The sequence below is a fragment of the Rhodanobacter sp. Root179 genome (assembly GCF_001428465.1).
Taxonomy (GTDB): Bacteria; Pseudomonadota; Gammaproteobacteria; order Xanthomonadales; family Rhodanobacteraceae; genus Rhodanobacter.
This window is the reverse complement of record NZ_LMHR01000088.1, coordinates 376475-391973: the sequence shown is the minus strand read 5'-3', so window position 1 is coordinate 391973 and position 15499 is coordinate 376475. Positions and strand designations below refer to the sequence as shown.

15 protein-coding genes are annotated in these 15499 nt (G+C 67.8%); 12 read left to right on the top strand and 3 right to left on the bottom strand.

Going from position 1 to position 15499, the window contains the following annotated elements; genetic code table 11:
- The first annotated feature begins 1 nt into the window (after position 1).
- On the top strand, positions 2–475 hold the full coding sequence (locus tag ASD82_RS16920; RefSeq protein ID WP_056718998.1) for a MarR family winged helix-turn-helix transcriptional regulator: 474 nt from the start codon (positions 2–4) through the stop codon (positions 473–475).
- 57 nt (positions 476–532) lie between these two features.
- On the top strand, positions 533–970 hold the full coding sequence (locus ASD82_RS16915) for a DUF1398 family protein (protein WP_056718996.1): 438 nt from the start codon (positions 533–535) through the stop codon (positions 968–970).
- Positions 971–978: 8 nt separating this feature from the next.
- Here ASD82_RS16915 and ASD82_RS16910 read toward each other — a convergent pair whose 3' ends face one another.
- The gene (locus ASD82_RS16910; protein WP_056718994.1) at positions 979–1452 is read right to left on the bottom strand and encodes a DUF1456 family protein; all 474 of its coding nucleotides are present in this window, start codon (positions 1450–1452) and stop codon (positions 979–981) included.
- A 115-nt stretch (positions 1453–1567) separates the two neighbouring features.
- Here ASD82_RS16910 and ASD82_RS16905 point away from each other — a divergent pair, with 115 nt between their 5' ends.
- From ASD82_RS16905 to ASD82_RS16875, 7 genes are all read left to right on the top strand, one after another.
- Positions 1568–3364: a VWA domain-containing protein gene (locus ASD82_RS16905; RefSeq protein ID WP_056718992.1), complete on the top strand. Its 1797-nt coding sequence runs from the start codon at positions 1568–1570 to the stop codon at positions 3362–3364.
- 301 nt (positions 3365–3665) lie between these two features.
- Entirely contained in the window at positions 3666–4220 is a 555-nt protein-coding gene (locus ASD82_RS16900) for an RNA polymerase sigma factor (RefSeq protein ID WP_056718990.1), read from the top strand.
- A complete protein-coding gene (locus tag ASD82_RS16895; protein ID WP_056718988.1) occupies positions 4217–5176 on the top strand; it encodes a hypothetical protein in 960 nt (319 codons plus the stop codon). The genes ASD82_RS16900 and ASD82_RS16895 overlap by 4 nt, the downstream gene beginning before the upstream one ends.
- Entirely contained in the window at positions 5173–5769 is a 597-nt protein-coding gene (locus tag ASD82_RS16890) for a YigZ family protein (protein WP_056718986.1), read from the top strand. The genes ASD82_RS16895 and ASD82_RS16890 overlap by 4 nt, the downstream gene beginning before the upstream one ends.
- Before the next feature lie 116 nt (positions 5770–5885).
- Positions 5886–7658: an ABC transporter transmembrane domain-containing protein gene (locus ASD82_RS16885; RefSeq protein WP_056718984.1), complete on the top strand. Its 1773-nt coding sequence runs from the start codon at positions 5886–5888 to the stop codon at positions 7656–7658.
- Between the two features lie 88 nt (positions 7659–7746).
- The gene (locus ASD82_RS16880) at positions 7747–8430 is read left to right on the top strand and encodes an SDR family NAD(P)-dependent oxidoreductase (RefSeq protein ID WP_056718982.1); all 684 of its coding nucleotides are present in this window, start codon (positions 7747–7749) and stop codon (positions 8428–8430) included.
- A gap of 21 nt (positions 8431–8451) precedes the next feature.
- Positions 8452–9009 carry a DUF3228 family protein gene (locus ASD82_RS16875; RefSeq protein ID WP_056718980.1) on the top strand — a complete coding sequence of 186 codons (558 nt, stop codon included), beginning with the start codon at positions 8452–8454 and terminating at the stop codon, positions 9007–9009.
- A 69-nt stretch (positions 9010–9078) separates the two neighbouring features.
- Here the strand turns inward: ASD82_RS16875 and ASD82_RS16870 are convergent, their stop codons facing one another.
- Positions 9079–10131 carry an NAD(P)-dependent alcohol dehydrogenase gene (locus tag ASD82_RS16870; protein ID WP_056718978.1) on the bottom strand — a complete coding sequence of 351 codons (1053 nt, stop codon included), beginning with the start codon at positions 10129–10131 and terminating at the stop codon, positions 9079–9081.
- Between the two features lie 246 nt (positions 10132–10377).
- Between ASD82_RS16870 and ASD82_RS16865 the strand changes: the two genes are divergently transcribed.
- Complete coding sequence (locus ASD82_RS16865; RefSeq protein WP_056718976.1) at positions 10378–11877, top strand: catalase; 1500 nt, start codon at positions 10378–10380, stop codon at positions 11875–11877.
- A gap of 72 nt (positions 11878–11949) precedes the next feature.
- Here ASD82_RS16865 and ASD82_RS16860 read toward each other — a convergent pair whose 3' ends face one another.
- Positions 11950–13869, bottom strand: a complete 1920-nt coding sequence (locus ASD82_RS16860) for a winged helix-turn-helix domain-containing protein (protein ID WP_056718974.1) — start codon at positions 13867–13869, stop codon at positions 11950–11952.
- A 200-nt stretch (positions 13870–14069) separates the two neighbouring features.
- On the opposite strand from ASD82_RS16860, the gene ASD82_RS16855 reads away from it, so the two are divergent.
- Entirely contained in the window at positions 14070–14765 is a 696-nt protein-coding gene (locus ASD82_RS16855) for a hypothetical protein (protein WP_056718972.1), read from the top strand.
- Positions 14766–14970: 205 nt separating this feature from the next.
- The gene (locus ASD82_RS16850; RefSeq protein ID WP_056718970.1) at positions 14971–15474 is read left to right on the top strand and encodes a PepSY domain-containing protein; all 504 of its coding nucleotides are present in this window, start codon (positions 14971–14973) and stop codon (positions 15472–15474) included.
- Positions 15475–15499 lie beyond the last annotated feature (25 nt).

Genomic DNA, 15499 nt, shown 5'->3' with positions numbered 1-15499 from the left:
CGTGCCGAACGCATCGAAGGAAAAAGTCCCGCCCAATCCGCTGCATGCCCACCTGGGTTACTGGCTGCGGCTGGTCTCCAACCAGGTGTCCGGCTCTTTCGCCAGCGCCCTGCAGGAACGGCAGCTCTCCGTCGCCGAATGGGTCGCACTCAACCATGTCGAAATGCATCCCGACATCACCGCCGCGTCGCTCGCCGACGCGATGGGCATGACCCGCGGCGCCGTTTCCAAGGTGCTGGACAAGCTGCTGACCAAGAACTTGTTGCTGCGCACCCCGAGCCCGCAGGACAGCCGCGCGCAGTTGCTGGCACTGACCCGGTCAGGAAAGCGCCTGCTGCCCGCGCTCACCGACATCGCCAACGGCAACGACAACCACTTCTTCTCCGTCCTGGCCGCCGACGAGCGGAGCGAGCTGCGCAGGCTTCTGCAGAAACTTGCCGATGCCCACCCGTTCAGCGCGGCACCTGTCGATTAGGCAGCACGCGTCGACAACCTGACCTCAACCTTCCATGCACGAACCAGGAGAAACCCCATGAGTGAGGCGATGGCCCACCTTCAAGCCGCCCAAGCGCAAGCCATGGCCGGTCGTCCCCGCGTGGGCGGCTTCCCGTACCTCGCCGAAACGCTGAGGCGCGCGGGCGTGACACGGAATGTGTGGCAACTGCCCGCCTGCCAGAGTCTGTACCTGACCGAGCGCGGCGCGGTGCTGCAACAAAGCACGCCGCTGGTGTCCGGCATGGCTGATGTGCCCGGCTTCGATCAGCCCGCGCTGATCCGCGCGCTGCGCACCGACCAGGCCGGGGAAAGCAGCTTTGCGGACTTCCTGTTGGCCAGCTGGAACGCCGGCGTGGTGCGCTATGAGGTCGACCTGCTCAAACGGCAGGTGACCTATTACGGCTGCAACGGCGAGTCCTATGTCGAACACTATCCGGCGGTGTCGCTGTCATCGGCGAGCCTCACACCGAGCTGATTTCCCGCTCAGCCGTTGCCGCGCACCCGCATGGTCAGTCCCTTCAGGAAATTGCGCAGCAGCTGGTCGCCGCACAGCTTGAAGTTCTTGTGGTCGCTCTGGCGGAACAGCGCGCTGAGTTCGGGCTTGGAGATCGGCAGGCCGGCGGCTTCGAGGATGTCGTGCATGTCGACGTCCTTCAGCTCGAAGGCCACGCGCAACTTCTTCAACACCACGTTGTTGGTGACGCGTTTCTCCGGCGGCCGCGCCGGGCGGCTGTCGTCCTTGCCGCGGCGGTGGAACACCAGGCCGTCCAGGAACAGCGCCAGCGTCTGGTTGCCGCATTCCAGATAGCCCGGCTCGTTGTCCTTCTTCAGGAAGCCCTGCACATCTTCCTTCGTGACCGGGGCATCGGCATCGGCCAGGTGGATCAGCTCGACCACCTTGCCGTCGCTGAGGTCGAGCATGTAGCGGATGGAACGCAGTACGTCGTTGTTGATCATGTCGGTCCGGTGGATGTCGCGCAGGGGCGCCATGCTACCGCGCCACAACCGGTTTGACCCCGTTTCCCCGTTAACGGCGTTTCACCTTTCACCACCTGGAGAGGAGAACCGCCCGATGAAACTGAAAGCCCTGTTGCGCAGCCTGCTGCTGGCCTTGCTGGTGATCGTCACCGGCTGCAGCGTGTCGCGGCCCGCCAACGACACCCCCGCGCGCAAGAACGACAGCGCACCCACGCCACCCGTCCCGCCGGTCGGGCAACCGAGCCCTCAGGTCAAGGCGCAACCCAGTCCCCGAGCCGACAGTCCCGCCGATCGCGCTTCATCCACCGTCGGCCAGCCTGCACCCATGCCCGTGGCACCGCCCGCGCCACCGGCATTGGCCGAAGTCTCCGCGATGTCCTACAACGCGCAAAGCGCCAAACGCATGGCCTACATGCCGTCACCAACCTTGATGCAGCCGCTGCCGGGAGACATCAACACCGAGAACTACACCCATCGCGACACCAACCCGGTGCAGCTGGTCAGCGAGCAGCCGGTGTCCACCTTCAGCATCGACGTCGACACCGGCTCGTACACCAACGTGCGCCGCATGCTGAGCGCGGGGCAGTTGCCGCCGGCCGACGCGGTGCGGGCGGAGGAGTTCATCAACTATTTCGACTACGGCTACACGCCGCCAGCGAGTCGCGAGCAGCCGTTCAGCGTCACCACCGAGCTGGCGCCCGCGCCATGGAACGCGAAGCGGCAATTGCTGCTGGTCGGCATCCAGGGCTACCGCGTGCCGGCCGCGCAGATCCCCGCCTCGAACCTGGTGTTCCTGATCGACACCTCCGGCTCGATGGACGAGGCGGACAAGCTGCCCCTGCTGCAGGCCTCGCTGAAACAGCTGGTGCGCCAGCTGCGCAGGCAGGACCGCGTGGCCATCGTCAGCTATGCGGGCTACGCCGGCGTGGTGCTGCCCTCCACCGCGGGCGACCAGCACGCCACCATCGACGCGGCGATCGACCGGCTGTCGGCGGGCGGCTCCACCAACGGCGGCGCCGGCATCGAGCTGGCCTATGCGCAGGCCGAACAGGGCTTCATCAAGGGCGGCGTGAACCGGGTGATCCTGGCCACCGACGGCGATTTCAACGTGGGCACGGTGAACCAGGAAGCGCTGAAGACCACCATCGAGGACCACCGCAAGAGCGGCGTGGCGCTCACCACGCTGGGCTTCGGCGAAGGCAACTACAACGATGCGATGGCGGTGATGCTGGCCGACGTGGGCAACGGCAGCCACCACTACATCGACAGCCTGCAGGAAGGCCGTCGCGTGCTGGTCGACGAGATGTCCGCCACCTTGCTGACGATCGCCAGGGACGTGAAGATCCAGGTCGAGTTCAATCCCGCGCAGGTGCAGGAATATCGCCTGATCGGCTACGAGAAGCGCATGCTCAAGCGCGAGGACTTCAACAACGACAAGGTCGACGCCGGCGAGATCGGTGCAGGCGCCAACGTCACCGCGATCTACGAGATCACCCCGAAAGGCTCGAACGCCGCGCGCATCGATCCGCTGCGCTACGGCAAACACGTGGCCGCGGATGAAAGCGGCAACGAACTGGCCTTCCTGCGCCTGCGCTACAAATTGCCGGGGCAAGCGGACAGCAAGCTGATCGAACAGCCGATCGCCGCGCACGCCGAGGCACAGGCCAGCGAACGCCTGCGCTACGCCGCCGCGGTGGCCGCCTTCGCCGACGCCCTGCGCGGCGGCAAATACCTGGACGGCTACGGCTACACGCAGATTGCGAAACTGGCCAGCGACGCCCGCGGCGACGATGCCGACGGCTACCGCGCCGGCTTCGTGCAACTGGTGAAACTGGCCAACGGGCTGGTCACGCGCGGTCATGACGGCGCCAGCGACACCGCGGCGCGCTGAGGTTTCCGGCCCCGCTGCGGCGGTGGCGGTCATGGGCAGACTCTCCCCGCTGCCCTTCCCCGGCCACCACCGCGCAGCGGGGCTGGAACCGGCAAGAGCACCCCACCCCAACCCTCCCCTGCGTGCAGGGGAGGGAGCAGCCTGGCCGTGGCGTCGAAATCTGTCGGACAGGATGAGCGCGGCACCACCAGCCCTTTCTCCTCCCCCTGCATGCAGGGGGAAGTTGGGAGGGGGTGACGCTTTTCGCGGGAAACATCACAACCTCCCCGCTCCCCGGCGATTTGCCTTACCCTCGCACTCCATGGATGCCGCGGTCGATCCCGATGCCCTGCTGATGCTGGCCTACGCCCGTGGCGACCTCGCCGCGTTCGAGGCTTTGTATGCGCGTCATCGCGGCATGCTGTACCGCTTCCTGCTGCGCAGCGTGCGCGATCCGCATCGCACCGACGAGCTCTTCCAGGAAACCTGGAGCCGGGTGATCGGCGCCCGCGAGCGCTACCAGCCGCAGGCGAAGTTCAGTACCTGGCTGCTGCAGATCGCCCACAACCTGATGATCGACGGCACCCGTCGCCAGCGCCCGATGGCCGATGGCGACGAAGCCGAGCTGGCACTGGCCAACCTGGCCACGCCCGAACGCGAGCAGCCCGACCACGCGCTGTCCGCCTTCGAACGCCGACGCAACCTGCAGCTGGCGATCGAGCAGTTGCCGGACGAACAGCGCACCGCGGTGCTGCTGCGGCTGGAGCAGGAGCTGAGCCTGGAGGAAATTGCCGTGGTCACCGGTGCCGGGCGCGAAACGGTGAAGTCGCGCCTGCGCTATGCCATGAATCGATTACGCGAAGTGCTGTCCGAATGACCACGCCCCTGCCCCCGAACGATCCGCCCTCAGCCGACGAGCCGCTGCCCGGCGAAGCCGAGCTGGCCGCGCTGTATCGCGAGCTGCCGCGCAGCGAGCCTTCGCCCGCGCTGGATGCGGCGGTGTTGCGTGCGGCCGCCGCGGCCCTCGCCCCATCCGGCGATCCCACCGTTACCGAGCGGCGCAAGGGTCCCCGCGAGCCCGGCGACTGGGTTCATCCGAAGCCGGTTTCGGCCGTCACGGCAAAGGCGATTCCTTCGATCGACAGCGCCTCGCGGCGGCGGCGCGCACCACCTTGGCTGATCGCCCTGGGCAGCGCCGCCAGCCTGGTGCTGGTGGCCGGCCTGGCCTGGCAGCTGCGCGAATCCGGCCCGCCGCCATCGGCACCGGCCGCCGCCCCGGAGGCGACCGCGCCCACCGTCTCCGACATGGCCAGGCAGGAAGCGACCGCGCCGCTGGCGGGCACGGTCGCGCCCGCCGCACCGCCGGCGCCCCGACTCGCCGATCAGCGCGCCGCGCTGCAGGCCTCCGCGGCGAAGAAGATGAAGCAGGACAGCGCGGTCCAGTCGGCCCGACGCGCGGCCGCGGCCAAACCGATGGCTGCGCCCCCACCGCTCGCCGAAGTGGCCGCACCCGCGCCGCAGGTGCAGTACGCACCGCCTCCACCACCCGCGCCACCGGCGCCGCCCGCACCGTCACAGGAAGCGTCCGCCAATGCGGCAGCCAGCGGCGCATTCGACAAGTCGGCGCAACCGGTTGCACCCAGCGCTGCAGCCAGCGACCAGGCCACCGCCGCCCGGCCCGGCGATACGCCGGCGCAGGAGCTGGACAAGATCCGCCAACTGTTCGCGCAAGGGCAGCATGACGAGGCGCTGCAGCGGCTGCGCGCATTCCGCCAGGCGCATCCGCAGTGGCCCTTGCCAGCCGAGCTGCAGGCGCAACTGCAGGAACCATGAGCGAGCCGCTGTCGACCCTGGTCCAGCGCTGCGCTCATCAGGAAGAAATCCGCAAAAGCCGGTTCCTTGCCAACGCCGCCCCGGTGACGACGCCCGGGCAGGCGCTGGACTTCCTGCGCGAAGTCGCCGACCCCACCGCCACGCACAACTGCTGGGCTTACCGCATCGGTCAGGACTATCGCTTCAACGACGACGGCGAGCCCGGCGGCACCGCCGGCCGGCCGATCCTGCAGGCGATCGAGGGCCAGCAGATGGATGGCGTGGTCGTGGTGGTGACGCGCTGGTACGGCGGCATCAAGCTCGGCGCCGGCGGGCTGGTGCGGGCCTATGGCGGCACCGCCGCCGAATGCCTGCGCCGCGCCGAACGCGCCCCGATCGTGGCGATGGCACGGCTGGCCCTGCGTTGCGATTTCGCCGAACTCGCCCTGCTCAAGGCACGCCTCAAGGAGTTGCAGGCCGAGGTCGAACACGAGTCGTTCGGCGCCGACGGCGTCGAACTGGAATTGCGCCTGCCGGACAGCCGTGTCGCCGAGGCCTGCCTGCGCATCAGCGACATCAGTCGGGGCCGCAGCAGCGCGAAACGCCTGGATTGAGCGCCACGGTCGGCGACGGCCCGGGCGATCGACGTCACCGCGATTGAATCGACCGTGCCACGCCCCACCTTGAATGGCATTGCCCGCGTCATTGTCGACCCCAACTGCGAGTACCCATGAGCGACGCCACCACCGATACTCCCCGCCCTTCCCGCCGCATCGGTGCCCTGCGCGGACTGTGGCCGTTCCTGAAACCCCATCGCGTGCTGGCGCTGGGCTGGCTGCTGTTCCTCGGTCTGTCCTCGGGCGCGTCGCTGGTGTTGCCGCTGGCGTTCCGCCACATCATCGACCAGGGTTTCGGCCACTCCAGCAACGCAGTCATCAACGAGACCTTCATCGCGCTGTTCGGCGTGGCGCTGGTGCTCGCGTTCGCCACCGCCGCCCGCTATTTCTGCATCACCCTGCTCAGCGAGCGGGCGCTGGCCTCGCTGCGGCAGACGCTGTACGCGCAGGTGATCCGGCTCGACGTGGGCTTCTTCGAGCGCAGCCGCGTCGGCGAACTGCTGTCGCGGCTCAGCGCCGACACCGAGGTGGTGCAGGCGCTGATCGGCTCGGGTGTGTCGGTGGCGCTGCGCAGCGTGGTGATGCTGGTCGGCGCTAGCGCCATGATGGTATGGACCGCGCCGTCGCTGGCCGGCCTCACCGCGCTGGTGATTCCCGCGGTGATGCTGCCGATCCTCGTGTTCGGCCGCCGCGTGCAGAAGCTCTCGCGCGCCAGCCAGGACCGCCTCGCCGACGCCGCGGCGATCGCCAACGAAACGCTGAACGCCTCCACCGCGGTGAAGGCGTACGCCCGCGAGAACATCGAAAGCACCCGCTACAGCAACGCGATCCTGCGCGCGCTGGCCACTGCTCGCCGGCGCATCGGCATGCGCGCACTGCTGACCATGGCGGTGATCGTGCTGGTGTTCGGCGCGATCACCCTGGTGCTGTGGGCCGGCGCGCGCCACGTGCTGGCCGGCACGCTGGATGCCGGCGTGCTCGGGCAGTTCGTGCTGTACGCGGTATTCGCCGCCGGCTCGGTCGCCGGCCTGTCCGAAGTGTGGGGCGACGTGCTGCGTGCCGCCGGCGCGATGGAACGGCTGGGCGAACTGCTCGACGAGCGTCCCGAAATCGTGGCGCCCGCGCAACCGCTGGCCCTGCCACGGCCGATCAGCGGCGCGTTGCGTTTCGAGCAGGTGAGCTTCCACTACCCGACCCGCCCCGACACCGCCGCGCTGCACGACTTCACGCTGGACGTGCACCCCGGCGAAACCGTCGCCCTGGTCGGCCCGTCCGGTGCCGGCAAAAGCACGGTGTTCTCGCTGCTGCTGCGTTTCTACGACCCGCAATCCGGCCGCATCAGCCTCGACGGCGTCGACCTCCGTGCGGTGACGCTGGACGACCTGCGCGGCGCGATCGCGCTGGTGCCCCAGGAAACCGTGATCTTCAGCGGCAGCGCCGCCGACAACATCCGCTTCGGCCGCGACGGCGCCAGCGACGAGGAAGTGCACGAGGCCGCCCGCGCCGCCGAGGCGCACGATTTCATCAGCGCCCTGCACGACGGCTACCAGGCCGAAATGGGCGAACGCGGCGTGCGCCTGTCCGGCGGCCAGCGCCAGCGCATCGCGATCGCCCGCGCGATCCTGCGCGACGCGCCGCTGCTGCTGCTCGACGAGGCTACCTCGGCGCTGGACGCACAGTCCGAAGCGGCCATCCAGCAGGCGCTGGAGCGTCTGGAGAAAGGCCGCACCACTCTGGTGATCGCACATCGCCTGGCCACCGTGCAACGCGCCGACCGCATCGTGGTGCTCGACGGTGGCCGCATCGTGGCGCAGGGCACGCATGAAAGTTTGCTGGCCGAGGGCGGCCTGTACGCCGAGCTGGCGCGGTTGCAGTTCGTGGCCTGACGCAAGGCATGCATGCCTCGGTGCCGCGCCGCTTTCAGGCATCCGGCGGGGCGGCTATCCTGTTCGGTGGACATCCCTGGAGAGCACCATGCAACTGAAGCAGCGACGCATCGCAATCACCGGCGGTTTCGGCACACTCGGCCTGGCGGCGGTGCACGCGGCGCTCGACGCCGGCGCCAGGGTGGTGGCCATCGATCGTGCCGATCCGCCGGCTGGCGGCATTGCCCAGGCAACCTGTCTCGGCGGCGTCGACCTGGCTGATCCGCAGTCGGCGAAACAGGCGTTGGCCGCAGCGGCCGATGCGCTCGGCGGCCTCGACGCGCTGGTCAACATCGCCGGCACCTTCCGCTACGAAAACGTCGCCGACGGCAGCGTGGATACCTGGGACCTGCTGTATCGGGTCAATCTGCGCACCGCCGTGGCGGCAAGCCAGGCCGCGCTGGAACACCTGCAGGCGGGTGGCCGCATCATCAACATCGGCGCGGCGTCCGCCGTGAAGGCTGGCGCCGGCGTCGGTGCCTACACTGCCTCCAAGTCCGGCGTGATGCGCTTCACCGAAGCGCTGGCCGAGGAGCTGAAGGAACGCGACATCACCGTCAACGCGCTGCTGCCCAGCATCATCGACACGGCACCCAATCGCACCGACATGCCCAAGGCCGATTTCTCCCGCTGGGTCAAACCGGAGCAACTCGCCGACGTGATCGTGTTCCTGTTGTCCGAACAGTCCTCCGCCATCACCGGTGCGCTGATCCCGGTGACCGGCCGCGTCTGAACGGGCTAGCTGGAACACCTCATGTCCATCGTCCTGACGCGATTCGCGCGCACCCGCCTGTTCCCGCGCGACCAGCGACCCAGCGCGATCCAGGATTGCAGCGCCGAGGCGTTCGAGCGGCGCCTCAACACCGAAGCGCCGCTGCACGTACTCGACGGCTACGCCCCGTTCTGCAAGCTGCACGTGCACCGAAACTGGACGTCCACACGCTGCACCGCCACGCCGATCACCGAGGCCAATCGCCACCTGCTGCGTTCGGCCTACGAGGCGCGCAGCACCGACGAACTGCCGGTGCTGGTGCGCTGGTTCGAAGGCATCGATCCGCCGGTCGCGAACTATCTGCTGCCGATCCTCTACAGCCGCGAGCAGCTGGCGAAGGAAGGCGCGCCGATCGACGCGGACTGGGGCGTGGTGGGCTGCCTCTACACCGCCGAGCCGGAAGAGATTCCGATGGTGCCGATCACCATGCTGCGCAATGCGCTGGGCATGGAGGAAGGCGGTTCGGGCGTGCCGCTGGACCGCGCGGCGTATCGGCGGGCGGTGGCGTTCTGGGAGCGGCATGCGAACTGGCGGGGGTGAGAAGAACGACCCCGCAAGAGCGACCCCACCCCAACCCTCCCCTGCGTGCAGGGGAGGGAGCGCAACGGATCAGCTGGTCAGCGAGCTGTTGTCGATCACGAAGCGGTACTTCACGTCGCCCTTGACCATGCGGTCGTAGGCTTCGTCGATCTGCTGGGCGCGGATCATCTCGATGTCGGAGACGATGCCCTTGTCGGCGCAGAAATCCAGCATCTCCTGGGTTTCGGCGATGCCGCCGATCAGCGAGCCGGCGATCGCGCGGCGCTTGAAGATCAGGTTGGCGACACTCGGTGACGGATGCGGATGCTCTGGCACGCCGACCAGCACCATGGTGCCGTCGCGCTTGAGCAGGCTGGTGAAGGCATCCAGCGAATGGCTGGCGGCCACGGTATTGAGGATGAAGTCGAAGCTGTTGGCGTGCGCCTTCATCTCGTCGGCATTGCGCGACACCACCACCTCGTTCGCGCCCAGGTCCAGCGCCGCCTGGCGCTTGCCGTCCGAGGTGGTGAACGCCACCACGTGCGCGCCCATCGCGTGGGCAAGCTTCACGCCCATGTGACCCAGACCGCCGATGCCGACCACGCCGACCTTGCTGCCGGGACCGACCTTCCAGTGCCGCAGCGGCGAATAGGTGGTGATGCCGGCGCACAGCAGCGGCGCGACCGCCGCCAGCTGGTCTTCCGGATGGCGGATCTTCAGCACGAACTTCCTGTCCACCACGATGCGCTGCGAATAGCCGCCCAGGGTGTGTCCCGGCGCGTCCGGCGTGGGGCCGTTGTAGGTGCCGACGAAACCGTTCTCGCAATACTGCTCCAGCCCCTCGCCGCAGGCTGCGCAATGCTGGCAGCTGCCGACCAGGCAACCCACGCCCACGGTGTCGCCGACCTTGAAGCCCGTGACTTCATGGCCCACGGCGCTGACGTGACCGACGATCTCGTGGCCGGGCACGCAGGGGTACAGCGTGCCGCCCCACTCCGAGCGCACGGTATGCAGGTCGGAATGGCAGACGCCGCAGTAGGCGATCTCGATCTGCACGTCCTGCGGACCGGGCGCGCGGCGCTCGATGTCGAGGGATTGCAGCGGTTTGTCGGCAGCATGGGCGCCGTAGGCTTTGGTAGTCATGGCATTTCCTTGGGTTGGGGAATCGTGGGGGAACAGGAGAATCAGGCGACCAGCCCTACACGATATTCCTGATCGCCCCTCTTCTCCATCCCTCCGGCCAGCGGCCGTGAAAGCCGGTGCCGGGTCGCGGACCGGGATGACCCTGCCTATCGTGCCGATCGGAAAAACCGAATGGCTTGTTTGGGTGCATGAGGGCAGACTCGATCGGGTTACCCCGGCTGGCCATCATCGAAGGAGGCAATCCCCATGTCCCATGACCCGAACAAGCCCGACGGCGACTCCACCACCGGCTCCGGTGCGCCCGCCGTCAGCGACCGCAATTCGCTGACCATCGGCCCGAACGGCCCGATCCTGCTGCACGACGTGCACTTCCTCGAACAGATGGCGCACTTCAACCGCGAGAAGGTGCCCGAGCGCCAGCCGCACGCCAAGGGCGCCGGCGCATTCGGCGTGCTGGAGATTTCCGAAGACGTTTCGGCCTATACGAAAGCGGCGCTGTTCCGGAAGGGCGCGAAGACCGACATGCTGGCTCGCTTCTCCACCGTGGCCGGCGAATCGGGCAGCCCGGATACCTGGCGCGACGTGCGCGGCTTCTCGCTGAAGTTCTACACCGACGAAGGCAACTACGACCTGGTCGGCAACAACACCCCGGTGTTCTTCCTGCGTGACCCGATCAAGTTCCCGCACTTCATCCGCAGCCAGAAGCGCCTGCCCGACTCGGGCCTGCGCGACAACCACATGCAATGGGACTTCTGGACGTCCAATCCGGAAACCGCCCATCAGGTCACCTACGTGATGGGCGAGCGCGGCCTGCCGCGCACCTGGCGGCACATGAACGGCTACGGTTCGCACACCTACATGTGGATCAACGCTGCCGGCGAGAAGTTCTGGGTGAAGTACCACTTCCACACCCGCCAGGGCATGGCCTTCTTCAACAACGCCGAAGCCGCCGCGATGGCCGGCGAGAACGCCGACTTCCATCGCGCCGACCTGTTCAACGCAATCAAACGCGGCGACTTCCCGGTGTGGGATCTGTCGGTGCAGGTGATGCCGTATGCCGAGGCGAAGAACTACCGCTTCAATCCGTTCGATCTCACCAAGGTCTGGCCGCACAAGGACTACCCGTTGATCAAGGTCGGCACGATGACCTTGAACCGCAATCCGGAGAACTTCTTCGCGCAGATCGAGCAGGCCGCGTTCTCGCCGGGCAACACCGTGCCGGGCATCGGCCTGTCGCCGGACAAGATGCTGCTGGGCCGGGCGTTCGCCTACGCCGACGCGCAGCGCAACCGCATCGGCACCAACTTCCATCAACTGCCGGTGAACCAGCCCAAGGTACCGGTGAACACGTACATGTTCGACGGCCAGATGGCCTACCACCACAGCGGCAACGCACCGGTGCACGCACCCAACAGCGGCGGCCGCCCGTGGTCGGACGCCACCGGCCCGGTCGAGAACGGCTGGGAAGCCGACGGCGACATGGTGCGCAGCGCCTATACATTGCACGCCAAGGACGACGACTTCGGCCAGGCCGGAACCCTGGTGCGCGAGGTCTGGAATGACGCCCAGCGTGCCCAGTTCGTCGACCAGGTCGCCGGCAGCCTGCTCGGCGGCGTGCGCAGCCCGGTGCTGGAACGCGCCTTCGCGTACTGGAAGAACGTTGACGCCACCGTTGGCCAGCAGATCGAGGACAAGGTGCGCGCCGGCAGTGCGCCGGAACCGGCCGAAGGCATGGGCGAAGGCTGAGTCGATCGCAGAGTCGGATGCGCCGTCTGCGCACGGTGCATCCGACTCCGCGCGATGGTCGTCAGCGCAGCTCTATTCGCAGACGAAATCGGCGCCGAGCGGATGGCAGAAGTCGGGCCAGCCGTAGACACGCCAGTATTCGACCAGTCCCAGGTCGATCACGATCTTCCTGAAGCCTGGCAGCTTGCGCACATCGCGCAGCAACGGTTGCCATAACGGCGCCGTGTCGCCCATCTCCGGCGCAGCTTTCGCCAGCAGGTCGAGTGCCAGTTCCGGCTGGTGATAATAGGCCGCCCACCAGATCAGCATTTCGGCGGGACCGGGAGCAGCAGCAGCGCGGCGAAGCGCGTCCGCCGCACCGGCGGGTGCATCGAGGAACTTCGCCATCGCGTGGTCCAGGCGAAAGTCCGCGGCGCTGTCGGGTATCGAGGCCAGGCGTCTGTCGATCTCCGCCCGGTTCCGCGTGGTGAGCGCGGCGATCAGGCCGGCCCTGAGCAGGGACAACTCGAAGCCCTTGAGCTTGCGGCCACGGTCGACCTCGGCAAGCGCGCCGGCGGGGTTGCCGTCAGCCAGGTAGGCCGAACCCAGGAAGCCCGCAAACTCGACAACGAACGGGTCTTCGGCCCGTGCGCGCTCGAGCTCGGGGATGGCTTCATGCACGCGACCGACCTCAAGCAGGAAAACGCCACGCGGCGCGTGCGCCTGGCTGGCCATCCCGTACCGGGCATAAGCCGCCTGCAGCTGTTCAAACACGGACGCGGCCTTCAACCAGTGGCCGCGCCGCGATTCGGCGATGCCGCTTTCCAGCAACACCTGCGGCGCGTCCGGCGTCAGTGTGCTTGCTCGCTCAAGCGCCATCGCGGCTTGCTGGCGCCATTCGGCGGCGCGCGCGGGGACGACGAAGGCGCCATTGATGCAGGCCGTGTGCAGTCCCGCCCAGCCGATCGAGAACTGCGGATCGAGCGCGACGGCACGCTGCATGTGCGCGATGGCCTGGGCCTGCGCCTCCGGCGTCGAATCCACGGTGAGTCCCATGCCGCGCAGGTATTCGTCATAGGCGGCGACATTGCGCGTCATGCCCGGCACACGCCCCACGTTGCCGACGCCGAACAGATCACCCACGCCGAGCCTGACCTGCAGCGCATCGGCCGCGGATCGGGCGATCTCGTCCTGGATCACGAAGATGTCGTCGAGTTTGCGCTCGTAGGTCTGTGACCACAGCTGGTCGCCGCTGCGCGCATCGCTCAGCTGCGCGCTGATGCGCACTCGATTGCCGACCTTGCGCACGCTGCCGCGCAGGATGTGGTCGACGCCCAGCGCGGCACCGATCGTGCGCAGGTCGTCGCTGCTGTCCCTGAACCGGAACGACGACGCGCGCCCGGTCACGCGCAGGCCGCGAACACGTGACAACGCGTCCAGCAGCTCCGTCGTGATCCCGTCGGCGAAATAGGCCTGCTCGGGATCGGAGGAAAGGTTCTCGAACGGGAGCACGGCAACCGACGGTGCCGCCACGCTGCGTGCGTCGCGATGGAAGTTCAGCGCGAACAGCGCCAACAGCGAAAGGCCGATCAGCGCGACGCCGAGCAAGGCGGTGATCCACCCCGGGCGGTGCGTCTTCGCACCATCCGCCGGTGCCGGGCGAACGGCCGGCACCGAATGCGGGGTGGCTCCAATCACCTCCACCGGGACCGTCAGCCGATAACCACGCTTGGGAATCGTCTCGATGTAACGCGCGCCGTCATCAGCATCGTCGAGGACCTGCCGCAACTGGCGAATGGCGACGTAAACCGATCCCTCGCCCACCACCACGCCCTTCCAGACCTGCGCCATCAGTTCGTCGATCGAGACGACCGCCCCGTCCTGCCGGGCCAGCACGACCAGCACGTCCATGGCGCGCGGCTCGACGCGGATCGACCGGTCGTCGCGTTCGAGCAGGTTGAGGTCGGGGTGCGCCGTCCACGCGCCGATCCGGATGCTTGCCACCTCGCTCACTGCCGCCCTCCGCCAATCCTGCGCGAAAATTAAGACGTTCCTCAGGCCCCCATTACGGCTCGATTGTAGCGTCGTACCGTTCGTTCAAACGCATCGGGAGACGCATCATGCAAGCCGACGGCTGGAACACCGGAACAAGCCTGGACGCGGGACCCGCGCCGCGGCCCCGGAGGGCATTCGCGACCGCGCCAAATCCGGGCGTGGCCCACCATTTCTTCGTCGGCATCGGCGCCTGGTGCATCCTGCTTGCCCTCGTCGGTTTCGTGCCGAGCTTCCAGGCGGCCTTCGCGGGTGAGTTCCGCATTCCGCCGATCGTGCACGTCCACGGCGCCGTCATGATGGGCTGGCTGCTGCTCTACACCGCGCAGGCTGGCCTGGTCACCCGGGGCAACCTGCGCCGGCATCGACAGATGGGCTGGCTGGCGACCGGCTGGGCCAGTGCCGTCTGGATATCGATGGGCGTCGCCACCGTCGCCGCCCTGCAGCAATACACGCCGGACGAGGCGCCGTTCCTGGTCAAGCCGCTGTTGATCCAGCTCGGGACACTGGTGGTCTTTCCGGTCTTCTTCGTCGGCGCCGTCCTCGCCCGGCGACAGGCGAGCTGGCACAAGCGGCTGATGACCCTGGCCACCTTCGTGCTCGTGCAGGCCGCGCTGGATCGCATGCGCTGGCTGCCGGACCTGGGCCTGCCCGGATTCTGGGAAACCGGCGTGCGCGGTTACGTGTTGCTGCTGTTGCCACTGGTCAGCTTCGACCTCTTCACGCTCAGGCGCATCCATCCCGCCACCCTGCTCGGCGCCGGCCTGATCGTCGCGATGCATGGCGTGGTCAGTTTCTACTGGGCCGACGATGGCTGGAACCAGCTTGCGCGCCATGCCTGGATGGGGTTGCGTTGACGGCAAGCGTGCGGGGTGGCCGAACGTGAACCGCAACCGTGCCTTCACCCGGAGATCACGCCTGTTTTCACGCCACCGTTCCCGACGCGGTGCTTCCCTCGGCGTGTCGAGTCGGCCAGCGGATCGGATCCGGACCTGCAGGTCTTGAACCTTCGCCCACTGCGCCGACGACACCGTTCGTACTCAACAGCCCAAGGAGTTCACCATGATCAAGCGCCTGCTTCCCCTGTTGATCGGATTGTCGGTTTGCGGTGCGGCCTTCGCGCAGGAGATGCCCGCCACCAGCCAGTCGGCGACCACGACCACGCAGACCACCACCACGGTTTCCACCTGGACCACGCAGCCACCCAGCGGCGCGTTGAGCGAGGACGCGATCAAGACCGCGGTCGCCGACGCCGGCTACAAGGAAGTGAAGGGCCTGAAGTTCAAGGACGGCGTTTGGCACGGCAAGGCCCGCGGCGGCAACAAGCAGTGGGTGAAGCTGGCGGTGGGGCCGGTCAACGGCAAGGTCTATGTCGATGACGCGCCCTCGAAACTGGACAAGGACGAAGTCAGCGCCAAGCTGGCCGCCGCCGGGTACCAGAAGATCCACGACGTGGAATACGAACACGGCCTGTGGAGCGCCGATGCGGAAACCTCGCACGGCCACGACGTCGACCTGCTGGTCGATCCGGATGACGGCAGCGTGGTGGCCAAATCGCGCGACTGATGCCGGGCGTCCAGATGGCCCGGTC